The 16,086-nt window shown below is 67.5% G+C and carries 14 protein-coding genes; 4 read left to right on the plus strand and 10 right to left on the minus strand.

From position 1 onward, the window contains the following. Positions 1-79: 79 nt before the first annotated feature. Both FBZ89_RS14520 and FBZ89_RS14525 read right to left on the minus strand, forming a co-directional pair. Positions 80-871 carry a substrate-binding periplasmic protein gene (locus FBZ89_RS14520; RefSeq protein ID WP_145750696.1) on the minus strand — a complete coding sequence of 264 codons (792 nt, stop codon included), beginning with the start codon at positions 869-871 and terminating at the stop codon, positions 80-82. A 61-nt stretch (positions 872-932) separates the two neighbouring features. Further along, positions 933-1,421, minus strand: coding sequence for an Lrp/AsnC family transcriptional regulator (locus tag FBZ89_RS14525; RefSeq protein WP_088873899.1), 489 nt, complete (start codon positions 1,419-1,421; stop codon positions 933-935). 138 nt (positions 1,422-1,559) lie between these two features. Between FBZ89_RS14525 and FBZ89_RS14530 the strand changes: the two genes are divergently transcribed. Both FBZ89_RS14530 and FBZ89_RS14535 read left to right on the plus strand, forming a co-directional pair. After that, the gene (locus FBZ89_RS14530; protein ID WP_145608790.1) at positions 1,560-1,919 is read left to right on the plus strand and encodes a hypothetical protein; all 360 of its coding nucleotides are present in this window, start codon (positions 1,560-1,562) and stop codon (positions 1,917-1,919) included. Beyond that, positions 1,916-2,200, plus strand: a complete 285-nt coding sequence (locus tag FBZ89_RS14535) for a hypothetical protein (protein ID WP_145750697.1) — start codon at positions 1,916-1,918, stop codon at positions 2,198-2,200. Before FBZ89_RS14530 ends, FBZ89_RS14535 begins: the two co-directional genes overlap by 4 nt. Positions 2,201-2,260: 60 nt before the next feature. On the opposite strand, the gene pnuC is transcribed toward FBZ89_RS14535, so the two are convergent. From pnuC to FBZ89_RS14550, 3 genes are read right to left on the minus strand one after another with little or no spacing between them, the layout of a single operon-like run. After that, positions 2,261-2,839, minus strand: coding sequence for a nicotinamide riboside transporter PnuC (gene pnuC / locus FBZ89_RS14540; protein ID WP_145750698.1), 579 nt, complete (start codon positions 2,837-2,839; stop codon positions 2,261-2,263). A 25-nt stretch (positions 2,840-2,864) separates the two neighbouring features. Next, a complete protein-coding gene (locus FBZ89_RS14545) occupies positions 2,865-4,064 on the minus strand; it encodes a phosphotransferase enzyme family protein (RefSeq protein WP_211115236.1) in 1,200 nt (399 codons plus the stop codon). A 17-nt stretch (positions 4,065-4,081) separates the two neighbouring features. Further along, complete coding sequence (locus tag FBZ89_RS14550) at positions 4,082-6,256, minus strand: TonB-dependent siderophore receptor (RefSeq protein ID WP_145750700.1); 2,175 nt, start codon at positions 6,254-6,256, stop codon at positions 4,082-4,084. Positions 6,257-6,504: 248 nt separating this feature from the next. Here FBZ89_RS14550 and FBZ89_RS14555 point away from each other — a divergent pair, with 248 nt between their 5' ends. Beyond that, positions 6,505-8,793: a TonB-dependent hemoglobin/transferrin/lactoferrin family receptor gene (locus FBZ89_RS14555; RefSeq protein WP_145750807.1), complete on the plus strand. Its 2,289-nt coding sequence runs from the start codon at positions 6,505-6,507 to the stop codon at positions 8,791-8,793. A 128-nt stretch (positions 8,794-8,921) separates the two neighbouring features. Next, on the plus strand, positions 8,922-9,935 hold the full coding sequence (locus FBZ89_RS14560) for a DUF6607 family protein (RefSeq protein ID WP_211115237.1): 1,014 nt from the start codon (positions 8,922-8,924) through the stop codon (positions 9,933-9,935). A 23-nt stretch (positions 9,936-9,958) separates the two neighbouring features. On the opposite strand, the gene FBZ89_RS14565 is transcribed toward FBZ89_RS14560, so the two are convergent. The 5 genes from FBZ89_RS14565 to FBZ89_RS14585 all read right to left on the minus strand — a co-directional run bounded on the left by FBZ89_RS14565 (position 9,959) and on the right by FBZ89_RS14585 (position 15,874). Further along, positions 9,959-10,321 carry a DUF1304 domain-containing protein gene (locus FBZ89_RS14565; RefSeq protein ID WP_145750701.1) on the minus strand — a complete coding sequence of 121 codons (363 nt, stop codon included), beginning with the start codon at positions 10,319-10,321 and terminating at the stop codon, positions 9,959-9,961. Positions 10,322-10,445: 124 nt separating this feature from the next. Continuing rightward, a complete protein-coding gene (locus FBZ89_RS14570) occupies positions 10,446-12,896 on the minus strand; it encodes a TonB-dependent receptor plug domain-containing protein (RefSeq protein WP_246172215.1) in 2,451 nt (816 codons plus the stop codon). A 292-nt stretch (positions 12,897-13,188) separates the two neighbouring features. After that, positions 13,189-13,611, minus strand: coding sequence for a c-type cytochrome (locus tag FBZ89_RS14575; protein ID WP_211115238.1), 423 nt, complete (start codon positions 13,609-13,611; stop codon positions 13,189-13,191). A 12-nt stretch (positions 13,612-13,623) separates the two neighbouring features. After that, positions 13,624-15,225 carry a flavin monoamine oxidase family protein gene (locus tag FBZ89_RS14580; RefSeq protein WP_246172216.1) on the minus strand — a complete coding sequence of 534 codons (1,602 nt, stop codon included), beginning with the start codon at positions 15,223-15,225 and terminating at the stop codon, positions 13,624-13,626. Positions 15,226-15,307: 82 nt separating this feature from the next. After that, a complete protein-coding gene (locus FBZ89_RS14585; protein ID WP_246172218.1) occupies positions 15,308-15,874 on the minus strand; it encodes a RidA family protein in 567 nt (188 codons plus the stop codon). Positions 15,875-16,086: the final 212 nt, after the last annotated feature.

The following is a 16,086-nucleotide window of genomic DNA, read 5'->3' on the forward strand; positions in this document are numbered from 1 at the left end:
GCGGGGGCGACCCTGCCGCCCTTGATCTTTGGGCCGCCATCTTTGGGCCGCCATCTTTGGGGTGTCCGGGGAGGCGGCTTCAGCTTCCCGTGGCCGCCTTCTGGAAATGCTGGCGGGCGATGGCGTCCAGCCGGCCCTCGCGGTACAGGGCCTCCGCCGCGTCCCGCAGGATCGCCGTCTCGGGGGCGTCGCGGGTGGCGGGGTCGCAGGACAGCCAGGCCTCCATGGTGCTGACCTGCACGCGGTCGCCCAGCTGGTCGGTCAGGTTGTTTTCCCGCGCCACCACGTCGATGACGGAGGCGATGCCCATCACGGCGTTCACCCGGCCGTGGGCCAACATGCGCAGGCCGTTCAGCGTGGACGGCACCGTCTGCACGGTGATCCCGTATTGCTGGATGACCGGGACCAGGGCCTGGGTACCCGTGGCCGTCACGGCCACCGGGCCCACCGTCCGCAGATCATCGGGTTTCGCCAGCGTCACCCCCTGACGCGCCACCGCCACCAGCTGTGTCCCCATGGTCAGGGCCAGGGGTACGATGGCCCGGTACGGGTCGCGGATGGGCACGGCGACCATGCCATAGACCTTGGGACCGCCCGGTGGCCGTTCCCGCGCCAGTTCGGCATACACGCGCACCACCGGCAGCAGCTCGACCGTGGCGCGGATGCCCGCGCGGTCCAGGATGGCCTGCGCCTGCTCCACCACCAGCCCCCTGGCCTGGCCGTCGGCGCCGCGCTCCCCCAGCACCGGCAGTTCCGGCACCAGCACGCGGATGGGCTGGGGCGCCGTCTGCGCTACCGCGATGCCCGTTCCCACGGCTCCGGCGGGCAGCGCCAGCAAAAGGGACAGGATGGTGCGGCGGGTGGGGGTCATGGTGTGGGCGCGCCCGGCGGGGGGATTTGCCCGGTTAGATGGTCAAGGCCCCTTGGCTGGACTACCCCAATTCGGCGCGCAGCTGCCCTAACGGCAGTGCAGTCGTCTCCTTGACGGTCGATACTGCCATCATCGAATTTATTTCGCGCACGCCCGGCAACTGCGACAGCTTCTTGAAGAACAGGGCCTCATAGGCCTCGACATCTTTGGCGACGATACGCAGCAGGAAATCCACCTGGCCCATCAGCACGAAGCACTCCAGCACCTCCGGTATGTCGGCGATGGCGCGGCGGAAGGCGTCCAGGCTGTCGCCGGCGTGCGCCTCCAGCTTCACATGGGCGAAGACCAGGAAGTTCAGGCCCAGCTCCCGCCGGTCCAGCAGGGCCACGCGCTGGCGGATCAGCCCCGTTTCCTCCAGCCGCTGGATGCGGCGCCAGCAGGGCGATTGCGACAGCCCCACCTTGTCGCCCACGTCGGCGGCCGAGGCGGCGCCGTCCTGCTGCAGCACGTCCAGGATCTTCCAATCCAGCCCGTCCAGCTTGTGCCGCATGATCCATCTCCATATTGCCAGTTCAAAACATGAGTCATGTTGATAATGGCGATTTCAAACAGTCTTCGCAAAGACTATGCACGCCTTGGCCGCTATTGTTGCTCTCATCCGAACACGATTTGTTGAAGAGCCGCCGCCATGCCCCCCCTGGATTGCTCCCCCGCCGATTATGCCGTCCTACATCCCACCCTGACGCTGGTGCGCAGCGGCGATGGCTTCGTGGCCCTGGCCGTGAACCGCGCCGGCCCGGTGGATGTGACCCTGGACTGGAGCCGCCTGGACCCGCTGGAGAACACCGACGGCCTGGATGCCGCCATCGATTACGCCCTGTCGGTGGCCCGCCACCGGGGCGAGGCCGACCGCCGCGCCGGCCGACCCTGGGCCACGGCCCATGCTGTCGTCGTCGGGTATGAGGGAGATGCGGCCGAGGCCGCCGTGCGCCGTGCCGTGGCCGTGGCCGCCGTGCCGGTCGCAGGATTGCCGGAGACGCGGGTATGACCGCCACCGTTGCCACCACCGCGCCGCTGAACGTCAGTCCCGTCATGCTGTCGGTGGCTGCCGACGCCAGCCCCGGCCTGCTGTCCCGCTTGATGGGCACCCTGGCCCGCCTGGACATCGTGCCCCTGCACGTCTATGCCCGCCGGCGCGCCGACCTGCCGGGCGAGGACATGCTGGAGGTGGACATCCAGCTGCCCGACACCGCGTCGGCCCACAGCGAACGCGTGGCCGCCCTGTTCCGCGGCGTAGTGGGCGTGCACGCGGTCGCGGGGTCGGTTTAAGGAAAGAAAACTAGGAAGCCAAGCCCGCGGATGCGGGCGCCCGGCGACGGAGGGAACAGCCTATGACGGCTGTACCGCGGGCGGTGCGTCCGTCCCAACCCGCCAGCTGCGCAGGCCCAGGATGGCCAGGACGATGAAGGCGGCGTAAAGGCCGGCGGTCAGGTACAGGTCCTTGACCACATACATGGCGACATAGACCACGTCGACGGCGATCCACAGCCACCAGTTGGCGATGTGCTTGCGCGCCGTCCAGTATTGCGCCACCAGGCTGAAGCCGGCCAGGGTGGCGTCCAGGTAGGGCAGGGAGGCGTCGGTCCACCGGGCCATGGCCAGGCCCAGCGCGACGCTGGCGACACCGCCGGCGGCTAGGCCGAGGATGGCGTCGCGGGCGGATAGGGGCCGCACCACCACGTGGCCGTCGTCGCGCACCCCCCGCCACCAGCAGACCCAGCCATAAACCAGGAAGGCGCCGAACACGGCCTGCAAGGCCATGTCGGAGTACAGCTTGGCGTCCAGGAAGACCACGCCATAGAGCGCGACGGAGGCCAGGCCCAGGGGCCAGCACCACAAGGACCGGCGGGTGGTGGTCCAGACGGCCAGCGCGCTGACGATGACGGCGACGATTTCCAAGGGGGACATGGGGGAAGGGCGCCGCCGTTCGGGGTTACAGGGTCAGGTCGCGGATGAAGGCCAGCAGGCCCTGGCCGTCGGCCCCGTGGAACCAGGCGGCGTGGCTCAGGAAATAGCCTTCGTACGCCAGGCCGGCATTCTCCACCGAGTGCGTGATGCCGTGGAAATAGTCGGTCTCCGCCAGGGCGAATTCCGCATGCACCAGGGGCAGCAGGGCCGCCAGCGCCTGGCGCCGGGACGCGTCCAGGGGACTGACGGCATGGTATCCCGCCATCAGCGCCGCCACCTGGTCAAGGTGCACCCCCGGCTGCCGCCCCTCCGTCAGGGCCAGCCATTCCACGGTGTTGCGCTCGATGGCCGTGGCCAGGTCATAGAGGGCCGTGGTGCGGTCGGCCAGGCCGAAGTCCAGCACCGCCGCAACGCCGGCGGTGGGGCCCGCATCCGTCCAGGTGAGGTTGGAGGCGTGCGGATCGTTGTGCGTCCACAGGCTGGACAACTGGTTCAGGTGCGGCCGCAGCAGGTCATGGAAGGGCAGCAGCAGGCGCTGGGTGTCGCGCCGCCAGGGGCGGGTCGACAGGTAATCGGCCAGCGCCGGCCGCGCCGCCACATAGTCCGCCATGGCCGCCAGCGGGTCGTCGCTGGAAAACAGGGTGAAGCCCGACACCAGGGCCTGGCCCCGGCGATGCGGCCGGTCGAACCCTTCGGACGCCTGGTGCAGGCGGGCCAGGGCGGCGCCGGCGGCACGCGCGTGGCCCAGGTCGCGGAAAGGCGTCCAGGACAAGGCGTCCCGGTACAGGTCCAGGCCCGGCGCCAGGCCGTGGACCTCGTACGTCCACTCGCCCAGGGTCAGGGCGCGGTCGCCGGTCGCCGTCGCCAGCACGTCGCAGATCTGCACGCCCAGGGGCGTGCCGCGCCGGCGCAGATGGTCCATGAATGCGTGCTCATCCTCCAACTGGGCGGAGGTTCGCACCCGGGCATGGTGGCGCTTCACGAACACCGCCGCGCGCGCGCCACCCGCCGTCGCCACCACCGAGGCGGCGGAGAAGGGGCGTGGGCTGTGGCTTAGGATACCGCGCACCGCGCCCGCATCGGGGTAGTGGCGCAGCAGGCCCGCCACCTCCACCACCGTCAGGGGCGGCCAGTCGGGCAGCACCGCGCCCACCCCCATCCCATGGGCCATTCCATGGGCGTGATGCAAGCTGTCGAGAGTGGACCGGGCGGGGGAGGCGCTCATGAAGCGGGGAGGAGACCTTACAGGGAATACTGCAGCGTGAAGCGCGCGGTGCGCGGCGCCCCCAGATGCAGATAGGCGTCGCCAGCGCTCTCGCCAACATCTTTCCAGTACCGCCGATCCAACAGGTTGTCGACCGACAGCCGCAGGGTCAGCTTGTTGTCCAGCGCGCTGGGGGCATAACGCAGGCCGGCGTTGAACAGATGATAGGCCGGCGCTGTGGCCACCGCGTCGCGCGCCGCCGCCCGCTCGCCCACATACTGCCAGCCGGCCAGCAGGGCCAGCCCGTCCAGGTGCGGCAAGGTATAATCGGCATAGAGGGCGGTGCGCACATGCGGCACGTTGATGGCCTGGTGGCCGTCATAGCTGGGAGTGCCGGTGCCATAGGCCACGGCGTGCATGAAGGTGGCGCTGGCCGTCAGGCGCAGGGCCTCGGTCACCCGGCCGGCGGCGTTCAGTTCCAGGCCGTCGTGCCGCTCCGTTCCCTGGCGCACATAGGTGAAGCCGTAGGCGCTGTCGTCGGGCTTGGCGTACTCGTACGCCTTGCTCAGGCGGAAGACGCTGGCGCCCAGCAGCAGGCCGTTCCAGTCGTACTTGGCGCCCACCTCGTCCTGCCAGGACAGGGACGGCGACAGGATTTCGCTGGCGTTGGTGGCCCAGGCCGGCGCCTGGCCGCCCAAGGACAGGCCGCGCGCATGGCTGGCGTAGAACGTGATGGCCGACAGCGGCTTGTAGACCAGGGCCACCTGCGGCAGGGGCAGGGTCTCCGCCGTGTTGCGGACGGTGGTGTGGTCGATGTCGTAGGCGCGCTCGCGCAGGAAGACAGTGCGCACGCCGGCATCCAGCTCCAGCCCCGTTACCAGGGCGCCCAGGTCGATGCGGTCCATGGCGTTGATGGCATACTGGCGGCTGTCCAGCCTTTCGTAATTGGCGCCCGGATTGTTGGGGGACGGCGCGAAGGCCAGGGGCGTGGGATTGTAGATGTTGTCGCTGCCGACATAGTCATAGACATAGTCGGTCTGCGTCACCGTGCGGCGGAAGACGCTGGCGCCCAGGGTCAGGCTGTGGCCGATGGCGCCCGTCGCCACCTTGCCCAGCAGCAGGGCCTGGGCCTGGTCATCCTCGCGCGCGTCGTTGGGACTGCGGTAGTCGTAGACGTCGAAATCGCCGTTGGGCGCGAAGTAGTAGCCGGGGGACTCGCCGGCGGCGCAGCTGGCGACATAATAGCAGCCGTAGGCGAAGGCCACGTTGTCGTCGATGACCGTGCGGCTGTGGCCCACCTGCACCTTCAGGCGCCAGTCGTCGCTGAAGCGATGCTCATACTGGCCGGACAGGTTCAGCGCGTTGATGGTGACGGGCTTGGTCCAGGACTGGGCGCCCAGCATGCGGGAGGGTGACACCGTATCCAGCGCCGGCAGGGCCGTGCCGCCCAGCAGCTGGTAACCAGAGACGGAGTGCTGCACCCGGCGCTGGTATTCCAGATCCAGGGTGAAGGTGTCGTCCTCCGTCGCCCGCCAGTCGCCGGCGATGGACCCGAAATTGCGGTAGCCGTCGGCATGATCGACGTAGCTGGCGATGTCCTCATGCGCCGCGTTCAGGCGCAGGCCGTACTGCTTGCGCGCCCCGAACAGGCTGCCGACATCCACCGCGCTGTAAAGGCCGCCCCGGTTGTCGGTGCCCAGGGTCAGGCTGGCCACATCCGCCGGCCGCTTGGTGACGTAATCGACCAGGCCGCCCGGGGCCACCACGCCGGCATCCACGCCGGCCAAACCCTTCAGGAACTCCACCCGTTCCTTGTTTTCCAGCGCCACCGGCTGTTCACCGGCGATGGTCAGGCCGTTGATTCGCAGGCCGGTGGCGAGATCCAGGGGGAAGCCCCGAATGGCGATGTCTTCGTAATACCCCTCCGGCGCGTAGTTCTCCCCGATCGAGGCGTCGTTGCGGATCAGGTCGCTCAGCCGCCGGGCCTGCTGGTCGTCCATCAGGTCGCGGGTGACGACGCTGACCGAGGCCGGGGTGTCCAGCACCGTGCCAGCGGCGCCGAACTGGGTGTCGGTGGCGCGGAAGCCCTGGTCGCGCACGCCGGTGACGATGACGGTGTTGGGCTGGTCCGCCGGGTCGGCGTGCGCCGCACCACTGATCACCAGGGCGATGGTCGCCACGGACTGCGCCAGGCGGCGGGAGAAAATCGTCACGGGACTGTCATCCTGAAAGGGCGGCACTGCCGTGCCCGCCGCTGGACGCGCGGGGTGGGGCAAGCCACGAACAGCATTGGGATTGGCGGCTTTTTGGCGGATTCTCGCCGCCGGGTCAAACCTCTGCCTGCTCAGGGCCGGGTTGCGCAGTGCTGGACTCAGCAATGAGAATGCGATTGATTCTTAATTTCATGCGTCATATAGCTGCACCAGGAACCAACCTGATGGGGAAAACAAGAATGCGGCGAATGCTGTTGAAGGCGACCGTTCCGTTTTGGCTGTTGGCGGCGCTGGGGGGCGCCCCGCTGGCCCATGCGGCGCCGGCAGAGGTCTCGCCTGAGGTCGCGCCGGCTGACGGCGCCGATGGTGATCCGGCGGCGACGGTCACCGTCACCGCCACGCGCACGGCCAAGGACATCAGCGACGTGCCGGCCAGTGTCAGCGTCATCACCAGCCAGCAGATCGACGACCAACTGGTGACGGATATCAAGGACCTGGTGCGCTATGAGCCCGGCGTCTCCGTCCGCAAAAGCCCGGCGCGCTTCACCCTGGCCGGCGGCGCCACCGGTCGTGACGGCGATAGCGGCTTCAACATCCGGGGGCTGGAGGGCAACCGCGTCCTGATGCTGACCGACGGCATCCGCGTGCCCGACGCCTACAGCTTCGGCGCCCAGAACATGGGGCGCGGCGACTATATCGACCTGGGCCTGCTGAAGTCCGTGGAAATCCTGCGCGGACCGGCCTCGGCGCTCTACGGCAGCGACGGCGTCGCCGGCGCCGTCAGCTTCATCACCAAGGATCCCGACGATTTCCTGACAGCAGGTAAAGACTGGGCCGCCCAGGGCAGCGTCGGCTACACCTCCACCGACGGGGCTTGGTCCAAGGGCGCGCTGGCCGCCGGTAGGGTGGGCAAGCTGCAGGCCCTGGTGGCGTACACACGCCGCGACGGCAACGAGAGCGCGACCGACGGCTCCAACAACGCCGCCAACACCGACCGCACCACCGCCAATCCGCAGGACCTGCAGTCCAACGCCGTCCTGGCCAAGGTGGTGTTTGAGCCATCGGACGCGCACCGCCTGCGCCTGAGCTTCGATCATGATGACAACCACACCAACACAACGGTGTTGAGCGCCATCGCCAAGCCGCCGCTGGCCGCCACCAGCGTGCTGGGCCTGATCGCCCGGGATCGTCAGGACCGCAACCGCGTCAGCCTGGACCACCGCTACGACATCGGCGCGGACATCATCGACAGCCTGCACTGGACGGCCTACTACCAGGAAACCCACGCCACCCAGTACGGGGCGGAGGATCGCAACACCGCCGTCGATCGCACGCGCGACAGCACCTTCGATACCAACGTCTACGGCATCGACATCCAGGCGCAGAGCAAGACCCTGGGCCGCGACCTGACGCACACCTTCGTGTACGGCGGCGATTACTCGGTCACCCACCAGGAGTCGCTGCGCGCCGGAACGGTGCCGTCAGCCGGCGACGCCTTCCCGTCGCGCGCCTATCCCACCACCGACTACACGCTGGCGGGCATCTTCCTGCAGGACGAAATCAACGCCTTCGACCGGCGGCTGACGCTCTATCCCGCCGTGCGCTTCGACTATTACGACCTGTCGCCCAAGAAGGACGACCCGCTGTTCACGGCGCTGGCGCCCATCTCCAAGGACGACAGCCACGTCTCGCCCAAGCTGGGCATCCTTTATCACCTGCTGCCCGACGTGGGGGTGTTCGTGAATCTGGCCGAGGGCTTCAAGGCCCCGGCGCCGTCGCAGGTCAACAACGGCTTCGCCAACCCCACGCAGAACTACAAGTCCGTCTCCAACCCCAACCTGAAGGCGGAAACCAGCCAGACCATCGAGGGCGGGTTCAAGTTTAACGGTTCTTGGGGCGGCTGGGGTGAAAAGGCCGGGGGCAACGGTGGCGAAAACGCCCTGCTGGGCGGCGGCCGCTGGGACGCCAGCCTCACCGGCTATGCCGGCCGCTACCGTGACTTCATCGACCAGGTGCAGGTTGGCGGCACCTTCACCGCCGCCAACCCGGCCGTCTACCAGTATGTGAACCTGTCGCGGGTGACCTTGCAGGGGGCGGAGGCCAAGGGCCAGGTCACCCTGAACTCGGGCATCGGCGCCCTGGCCGCCTTCTCCTACACCCACGGCGACAGCACGTCGGGCGGCGTCACCACGCCGCTGGACAGCGTGGACCCGTGGAAGCTGGTGCTGGGCGTCACCTACCGCGATCCGGCGGGCCGCTTCGGCGGCCAGGTCACCATGACCCACTCCGGGGCCAAGGACCGATCCGACGTCAGCAGCGCCAGCTATTTCATCCCCAAGGCCTTCACCATCCTGGACGCCACCGCCTACTGGGCCGTGACGGAGAATGCCAGCATCCGCGCCGGAATCTTCAACCTGACGGATGAGAAGTACTGGTGGTGGGGCGACGTGCGGGGCCAGGCCTCCACCTCCACCGTGCTGGACGCCTGGACCCAGCCGGGCCGCAATTTCGGCGCCTCGCTGACCCTGAAACTCTGATTCCAAAGCTCTGGTCCCGATCCGGCCGGCGGGGGGATGCCAGGCCGGATCCCGGTGGCGGCGGGCCCCGCCCGTGCCCGCCGCCACTTCCCTCCCCGATCGCATGACCTACCCCGAGAGGCCATCCCATGATGACGCATGACACGCTTGAAACCGGCCGCCGCGCCTTCCTGGCCGGCACCGCCCTGCTGGGTTTGACCGCCAGCCTGCCCACGGCGGCATTCGCCGCCGACATGGCGCCTACCACTGGCACGGCGCCGGAGCAGGACAGGAAGGCCATCCTGGGCATGGCCGGCACCTACAAGGTGACCTTCGATTTCCGCGAGACCACCTCTTTCCTGGCCGGTTACACACCCATCGCGCCCAAGGTCAGCGGCGGGGAGGAGGTGGTGCGGGTGGTGGAGGACTCAGGGTCCGTCATCCGCCTGCAGCACATCCTGGTGGTGGATGGCGAGGATGGCCTGCCCGTCGTGGTCAAGCATTGGCGGCAGGATTGGGTCTATCAGCCGGCCGCGGTACTGACCTACCGGGGCACCGGCCACTGGTCCCTGACCCCGGTGGACGCCGCCGTGGGCAAGGGCGCCTGGTCGCAGACCGTGTGGCAGACCGACGATTCTCCGCGCTATGGCGGGGTCGGACGCTGGCGCCATGATGCCGGCGTCTCACGCTGGACCAGTGACGAGACGTGGCGCCCCCTGGCCCGCCGCGACGCCACCCGGCACCCGCCCTACGACCGTTACAGCGGCACCAACCGCCATGCCCTGACGCCCGCTGGCTGGGTGCATGAGCAGGACAACGCCAAGCTGGGCCCCCGCGACGGCACGTTGGTGACCTTCGTGCATGAAACGGTGATCAACACCTACGCCCGCTTCAGCGACTTCCCCATCGCCGCGGCCGATGATTACTGGGCCAAGACGTCCACCTACTGGGCGGCTGTGCGTGCCGCCTGGGACCAGGCCATCGCCCAGCACCAGGGGCTGAGCGTGACGGAGGAGGCCAACAACGGCTCCGTCACCGGCAAGGCGTTGATGGGCCTGGCCGACAGCATCGCCAAGGGCGGTAAAACCACCCCGGACGCCATCGCCGAGGCCCGCCGCGTCATCGCCGACGCGACGCAAGGTGCCGTGAAGTCCGGCGCCTGACGCCGCCCCGCCGTATCAGGCTTTCACGCCAGCCACAGCGCGGCCAGGGCCACGGCCGCCGGCATCGCCTGGATCATCAGGATGCGGCGGCTGACGGACCAGGCGCCGTAGGCGCCGGCCACGATCACGCACACCAGGAAGAAGGTCTTTATGTGCAGCGCCGGTGCCGGATCGGGATAGGCCAGGCCCCAAAGCAGGCCCGCCGCCAGGAAACCGTTGTACAGGCCCTGGTTGGCGGCCAGCACGGCGGTTTGCGCGGCCCTTTCCGGGGAGTTGCGGAAGGTGCGCAGGCCCAGCGGCTTGGTCCACAGCACCATCTCCAGCACCAGGAACCAGGCGTGCAGCAGGGCCACGATGGCCACCAGGATGTTCGCGATCACGCTCATGAAAAGGACGTTCCCAATTTTTTGAGTTCTTATAGTCACCACTATGACGGGAAAGACCGCGATCACCCAAAGAAAAAGCCGCCCGGTTTCCCGGACGGCTTTCCCCTGGCGATGGCCGCGCCCGTCAGAACTTGTAGGCCATGCGGAAATAGTACATGCCGCCATCGTACCCGAAGGGCGAGGTGTCCGGGTACTGGTCGCCATAGTTCAGGCGGCCGGCGCTGCGGTTCTTCTGCGGATAGGTGTCGAACAGATTCTGCGCGCCGACGGTGGCGGTCAGGTCCTCGGTCACCTTGTAGGCGATCTCCGCGTCGAAGATCCAATTGGGATCGTAATGCTGGCCGGCGCTGGAGTTGTCCTGCCAGGCACCGTAGTAGCTGCCGCGGTACATGAAGCTGAACGCGCCGATGTCGTAGGTGGCGGTCAGGTTCACGCGGTAATGCGGCAGGCCGTTCTCGATATCCGCCTTGCGGTTGGCGTCGATCACGCTGGCGTCGTACTTGGTGACGTCGGTGTGGTTGATGTTGGCCGCCGCCGTCAGGTGCAGGTCGCCGTCATAGACTTCGAAGGTCTTGTTGGCGACGATGTCCACGCCCTGGCTGCGGGTGTCGAAGGCGTTGGCGAAGTAGTTGACGTTGCCCAGGGTGTTGGCGCCCACCACGCCCAAGGCCGCCAGCCTGGTCTGATCAGCGGCGGACACGGTGAAGTCGCTGGTGATGCCGACGCGATCCTCGACCTTGATGTTGTAGTAATCGACGGTCAGGTTGACCCCGCCCGGCAGGTCGAAGACCAGGCCGCCGGCGATGTTGAACGAGGTTTCGGGCTTCAGCGTCTTGGCGCCGTAATACTGGGCGACCACGCTGTCCACCGGGAAGGTGCCCAGCACGATGGGTTCCGGGCTGCCCGCCTTGAAGGTGGTCTGCGTGCTGCTGATGTGCGACTGGCCGGGCGTGGGGGCGCGGAAGCCGGTGTTGATGGACGACCGCACGGCCACCCAGTCGGTCAACTGATAGCGGCCGAAGATCTTCCAGTTGGTGGTGTCGCCGAAATCGTCGAAGTCCTCATAGCGCAGGGCCACGCCGGCGCTCAGGTTCTTGATGATGTCGGCTTCGGCGTCGGCATAGAAGGCGTAGTTGCCGCGCGGGTATTGGCCGGCGTCGGTGGCGGTGAAGCCGGGATAGCCGTTGGACCCGATGGGCATGCCGTAGGTGTAGTATTTGCCGGCCTGGTACGAGGCCACGTCGCCCGATTTGATGGTGTAGGTCTCACGCCGGTACTCACCGCCGCCCGCCAGGGTCAGCGGGCTGGCCAGCCAGCTGATGTTCACGGGGTAGGTCAAGTCCAGGTTCAGGTTGGTTTCCTCCTGAATCTGGGTGCCGACGTAGAACTGGTGGGGACTGCTGGGCCCGAGCGAGGGGTTGACGGTGTTGCGGATGCTGTAGCGCAGCTCGTCCTTGCCGTAGCTGGCGCTGGCGTCGATCATCAGGCCGGACTTCAGCGTCGTCTTGTAGCCGCCGGTGATGCTGCTATCCAGGATGTCGCCGTAGAACCAGGGCGTGAAGCCGTTGGGGAAGACGCTGTTCCACTTGAAGGTGGCGCCGCTGTCCAGGGTGATGGGCGTGATCAGCCACGACACCGTGGTGGGGTTGCGGTAGTTGAAGCTTTCCTTGGCGTAGCTGTGGCCGAAGTTGCCGAACAGGTAGATCTTGGAATTGTCACCCAGATCGACGCCGCTGTTGATGAACAGCCGCTCCGCCTCCACCGCCGGGTCGCCGAAGCGCTGGGCGGGGTTGGGAATGGTCAGGCCCTGGGCCGCCAGGGCGGCGGCGTCGGGACGCTGGGTCCCGCGCGACGTCGGATCGTTCTTCACATACTCGGCACTGATGTTGACGAAGCCGCGGTCGCCCAAGGGCAGGCCGGAATTGGCCTGGATGTGGGCACTGCCGCCATCGCCGGCGTAGGTCTGGCCCCACTGGGCCACCACCGTGCCTTGGTCGGCGCTGTCCTTCAGGGTGAAGTTCATGACGCCGGCGATGGCGTCCGAGCCGTATTGCGCGGCGGCGCCGTCGCGCAAGACTTCCAGCTGCTTGATGGCGATGGCCGGAATTTGCGCCAGGTCGGGCCCCTGCGCCCCCTGGGTCAGGCCATTGGCGCCGATCTGCACCAGGGCCGAGCGGTGGAAGCGCTTGCCGTTGATCAGCACCAGCGTCTCATCGGGCGGCAGGCCGCGCAACGTCGGCGGGCGCACGAAGGTCGACCCGTCGGAGATGGAAAAGCGGGCGACGTTGAAGGACGGTACCAGTTGGCGCAGCAGGTCGTTGGTGTCGCCGCCGGCCTGGTGGGCCAGATCCTCCGGTGTGAAGACGTCGATGGGCGACGGGCTGTCGGCGACCGAGCGGTCGACGCGGCGGCTGCCCGTCACCACGATTTCCGACAAGGCGTCGGCATCGGCCGCCGGGGCCGGCGCCGTGGCGGCGTTAGCGGTGCCCATGGCCAGCCATCCCGCTGAGCACAGCAGGGCGATACCCAAGGCTTTACGCGCACTTATGGCGTTGGTGTTGTTTGTAAGCGTCATGTTGGCCCCCTGATCTTTGGATATTTTGTTAGATCACGGCAGCTTGATGGCGCGATTCCCCGCAAATTTTATGAAACGAAGCGACTCATTGCCCCGGTCGCCTCTTTTCAAATCCTCATCGATTGCGATGCGGAAGTAGATTTGCCTTTTTGAAAGGCAGTTTGACTTACAGTCGTATTCCTTTCCCTTGTCTTGGCCCTTCCGGACCCTTTCCTGGATTTCAGGGCTTCCCGACCCCCATCCAGGAAAGGTGTCCTTCAAGACCCGTTGAGTTCCAGGCCGACCGCCCCGATCAGTGGGTGACGGTTGGCGCCTTGTCCTGCGGATGGGCGTTCGCCTTCACTTGCGCGACGAAGCCCGGGTCCACGGCCGGCGCCTTGTTGCCCCAGGCCTGCCGGACGTAACTGATGATGTCGGCCAACTGCTCTTCGCTCAGCAGGGCCGCGAAGGTGGGCATGCCGCCCCGGCCCTGCAGCACGGTGCGCACCATCGGCTCGGGATCGCCCTGCACGAAGGGGTCGCCCGCCAGCGCCGGGAAGGCGCCCTTCACACCCAGGCCGGTCTTCTGGTGGCAGGCGGCGCATTTGTGGTTGAACAGATCCTGGCCCTTGGCCACGTCCTGCGCCAGGGCCGGCGACATCATGCCCAAGCCGGCGACGCCAGCGGTGAGGACAGCGCCGGTGAGGACGGCGGTGAGGTTGATGGTCTTGCGCATCTCTCCCCTTCCTCACGCCGCCACGCGCTGATGGATCTGGGCGATCTGGTGCCAGGCCGACTCGATGGCCCCGGCCTGCCAGCCGCCGATGTAGCTGATATGCTCCCCCGCCAGGTAGATGCGGCGGTCGGGCTTGACCAGTACCGGATAGGCGGTCGCCCGCGCCTCCGCGCTCCAATTGCCCCAGCCGCCCAGATTGTATTGGATCAGGTGCCAGGAGGCGGAGAAGGCGGTCTCGAAGCTGTCCTTGTATTGCGGGAAGATGCGCTGCCCCGCCTCCAGCGCGATGGCCGCGCGCTCCGCCGGTGTGTTACCGCTCATGTCCGTCGCGTCGGTGCCGAACATGTAATAGCCCAGCAGCACGCCCTTGGCCGACTGCCAGCCGGATGACGGCAGGCTGATCAAATTGATGCCGGGGGCGTCGGTGTAGACATGCCCGCCATAGATGGCGTCGTCCTCCTCCCAGAAGCGGCGTTTCATCTGCAGGCCGATCTTGCACACCGGGTCATAGGACAACTGCCCCATGGCCTGTTTGTAGGCGTCGGAGAAGTCGGCATCGATGGTGCGCAGCACGCTGACCGGGATGGTGCATAGACAGTAATCGGCGCTGACCGTGGCGCGCTTGCCGGTCTTGGTGTCCAGGTAGTCCACCGTCACGCCGCTGTCGGACTGACGGATGCGCTCCACCTCCGCGTTGTACTTGATCAGGTGGCCGACGTGTTTCTCGAAGCCCTTGGCGATGCGGTCCATGCCGCCCACCGGCTGGAACATGGTGTGCTGCTGGTCGAACGTGCCGACCGACTGGACCATGCGCCACAGCCGGGACTGCACCAGATCGGGGAAGGCGTAGGGGGTGCTGGGCACGCCGGGGCCGGGGTCGTCGATGCCGGCGCCCGGGTTGACCTTGTAGCCGCGGCCTTCCGTGCCGCGATAGCTGAGGTCGCTCTCCAGATAGCCTTCGCCGCGCAGATACTCGATGAACAGTTCCACGTCATCCTTGGCCAGGCCGGTGTCCAGCTTGCCCGAGGTGGCCGCCTTGGCTACCAGTTCCGATGTGTAGCCCCGCATGTCGGCCCGCACCTCGAACTGGCGTACGCGCTTGCCGGCCAGGGGGCCCTTCACCGTGTCGAATTGGGCGTAGCTGGCGTCGTTCTCGTTGACGAAGACCTCCAGCGGAATGCCGAAAGTCTTGGTGTAGTGCAGGGTGGAGCGATGGCAGAACGGGATGCGCCAGGGGCCGTGGTTCAGGTACAGGCCCTCATCGAACTTGCACTCCTGTTCCTCCCCGCCCAGTTCCGTCATCTTGAAGCCCTTGCGGGCCGTCTGGCAGCGGCCGCCGCCGAAGGCGCGGGCTTCCAGGATGGTGACCTGATAGCCCAGCTTGGACATTTCATAGGCCGCCGTCATGCCGGCCACGCCGGCGCCCAGGATCAGCAGCTTGTGTCCTGCGCCGGAACCGCGCAGGGCCGGCGGCGCGCTGGTCATGGAGGCGATCCCCGCCCCCCAGGCGTTCAGCGCCGTCATCACCATGGCGCTGCCGCCCAGCAGCGCCGCCTTTTCCAGAAAATGGCGCCGTGTCACCCCGGCGCGGGGCAGGTCCGTCATGGCAGGCATATGCACCCTCCTTGTCCGCATCGCGGGACCGTCCGCCGGTTCGCGGCGGGCGTCACCAAGCCCTTGGGCCGCCGGAACGGCGTCAGGGCGCGCGGGCGGCGATCACCTCGATCTCGACCATCAGGCCGGGGGCCGCCAGGCCCGCCACCTGCACGGTGGTGCGGGCGGGCTTGTTGGGTTGTTCGGCCGTGCCGAAGAACTGCGTGTAGCCGGACATCATGCCGGCGAAATCCATCTTGCCGTCATGGGCCGGATCGCCCACCAGATAGACGTGCATCATGACCACGTCGCCCAGGGTCAGTTTCTGGGCGGCCAGCGCCTCCTTGATCTTGTTCAGGGTGCTGACGGTCTGGGTGGCGGTGTCGCCATAGGCCTGCGGGCTGCCCTTGGGCGCGCTGGGGTCGGCCACCGACGGCGTCATGCCGCTGAGGTACACCACATCCGATCCCGCCGGCACGGATATGGCCGCGGAGATGGGGAAGCCGCCGGCGGCGTCGGTGCGGGTGATGGGCTGCTTGGCCGTCGCCGTTCCGCTGGATGAAATGATGCCGGCTTCGGTGATGATGCCGGCCAGCACGGCGGTCAGGGCCAGGGCACCCAGGAAGCGGGCCATGCGGCGCTCGGGGCTGCGGGTGGAATGGGTGGTCAAGGCAAGGCTCTCCTGTTCCGTTTTTTATGGTCCTGTATCGACGGACGCCTGCCGCCTGACGGCGTGCGCCCATGCCACTTTTGATTTCAAGTGGCGGGACTTGTCGTCTCCGGCCCGCCGGGCCGGGCCCGGCGGGCGGAGTGGGGTAGTTGGCGGCGGCTTCGGATGTGTGCGTCGCACAATTTCCGTGATGTCGCCGGTACAGGGGTGCG

The sequence above is a fragment of the Nitrospirillum amazonense genome (assembly GCF_007828045.1).
Lineage (GTDB): Bacteria > Pseudomonadota > Alphaproteobacteria > Azospirillales > Azospirillaceae > Nitrospirillum > Nitrospirillum amazonense_C.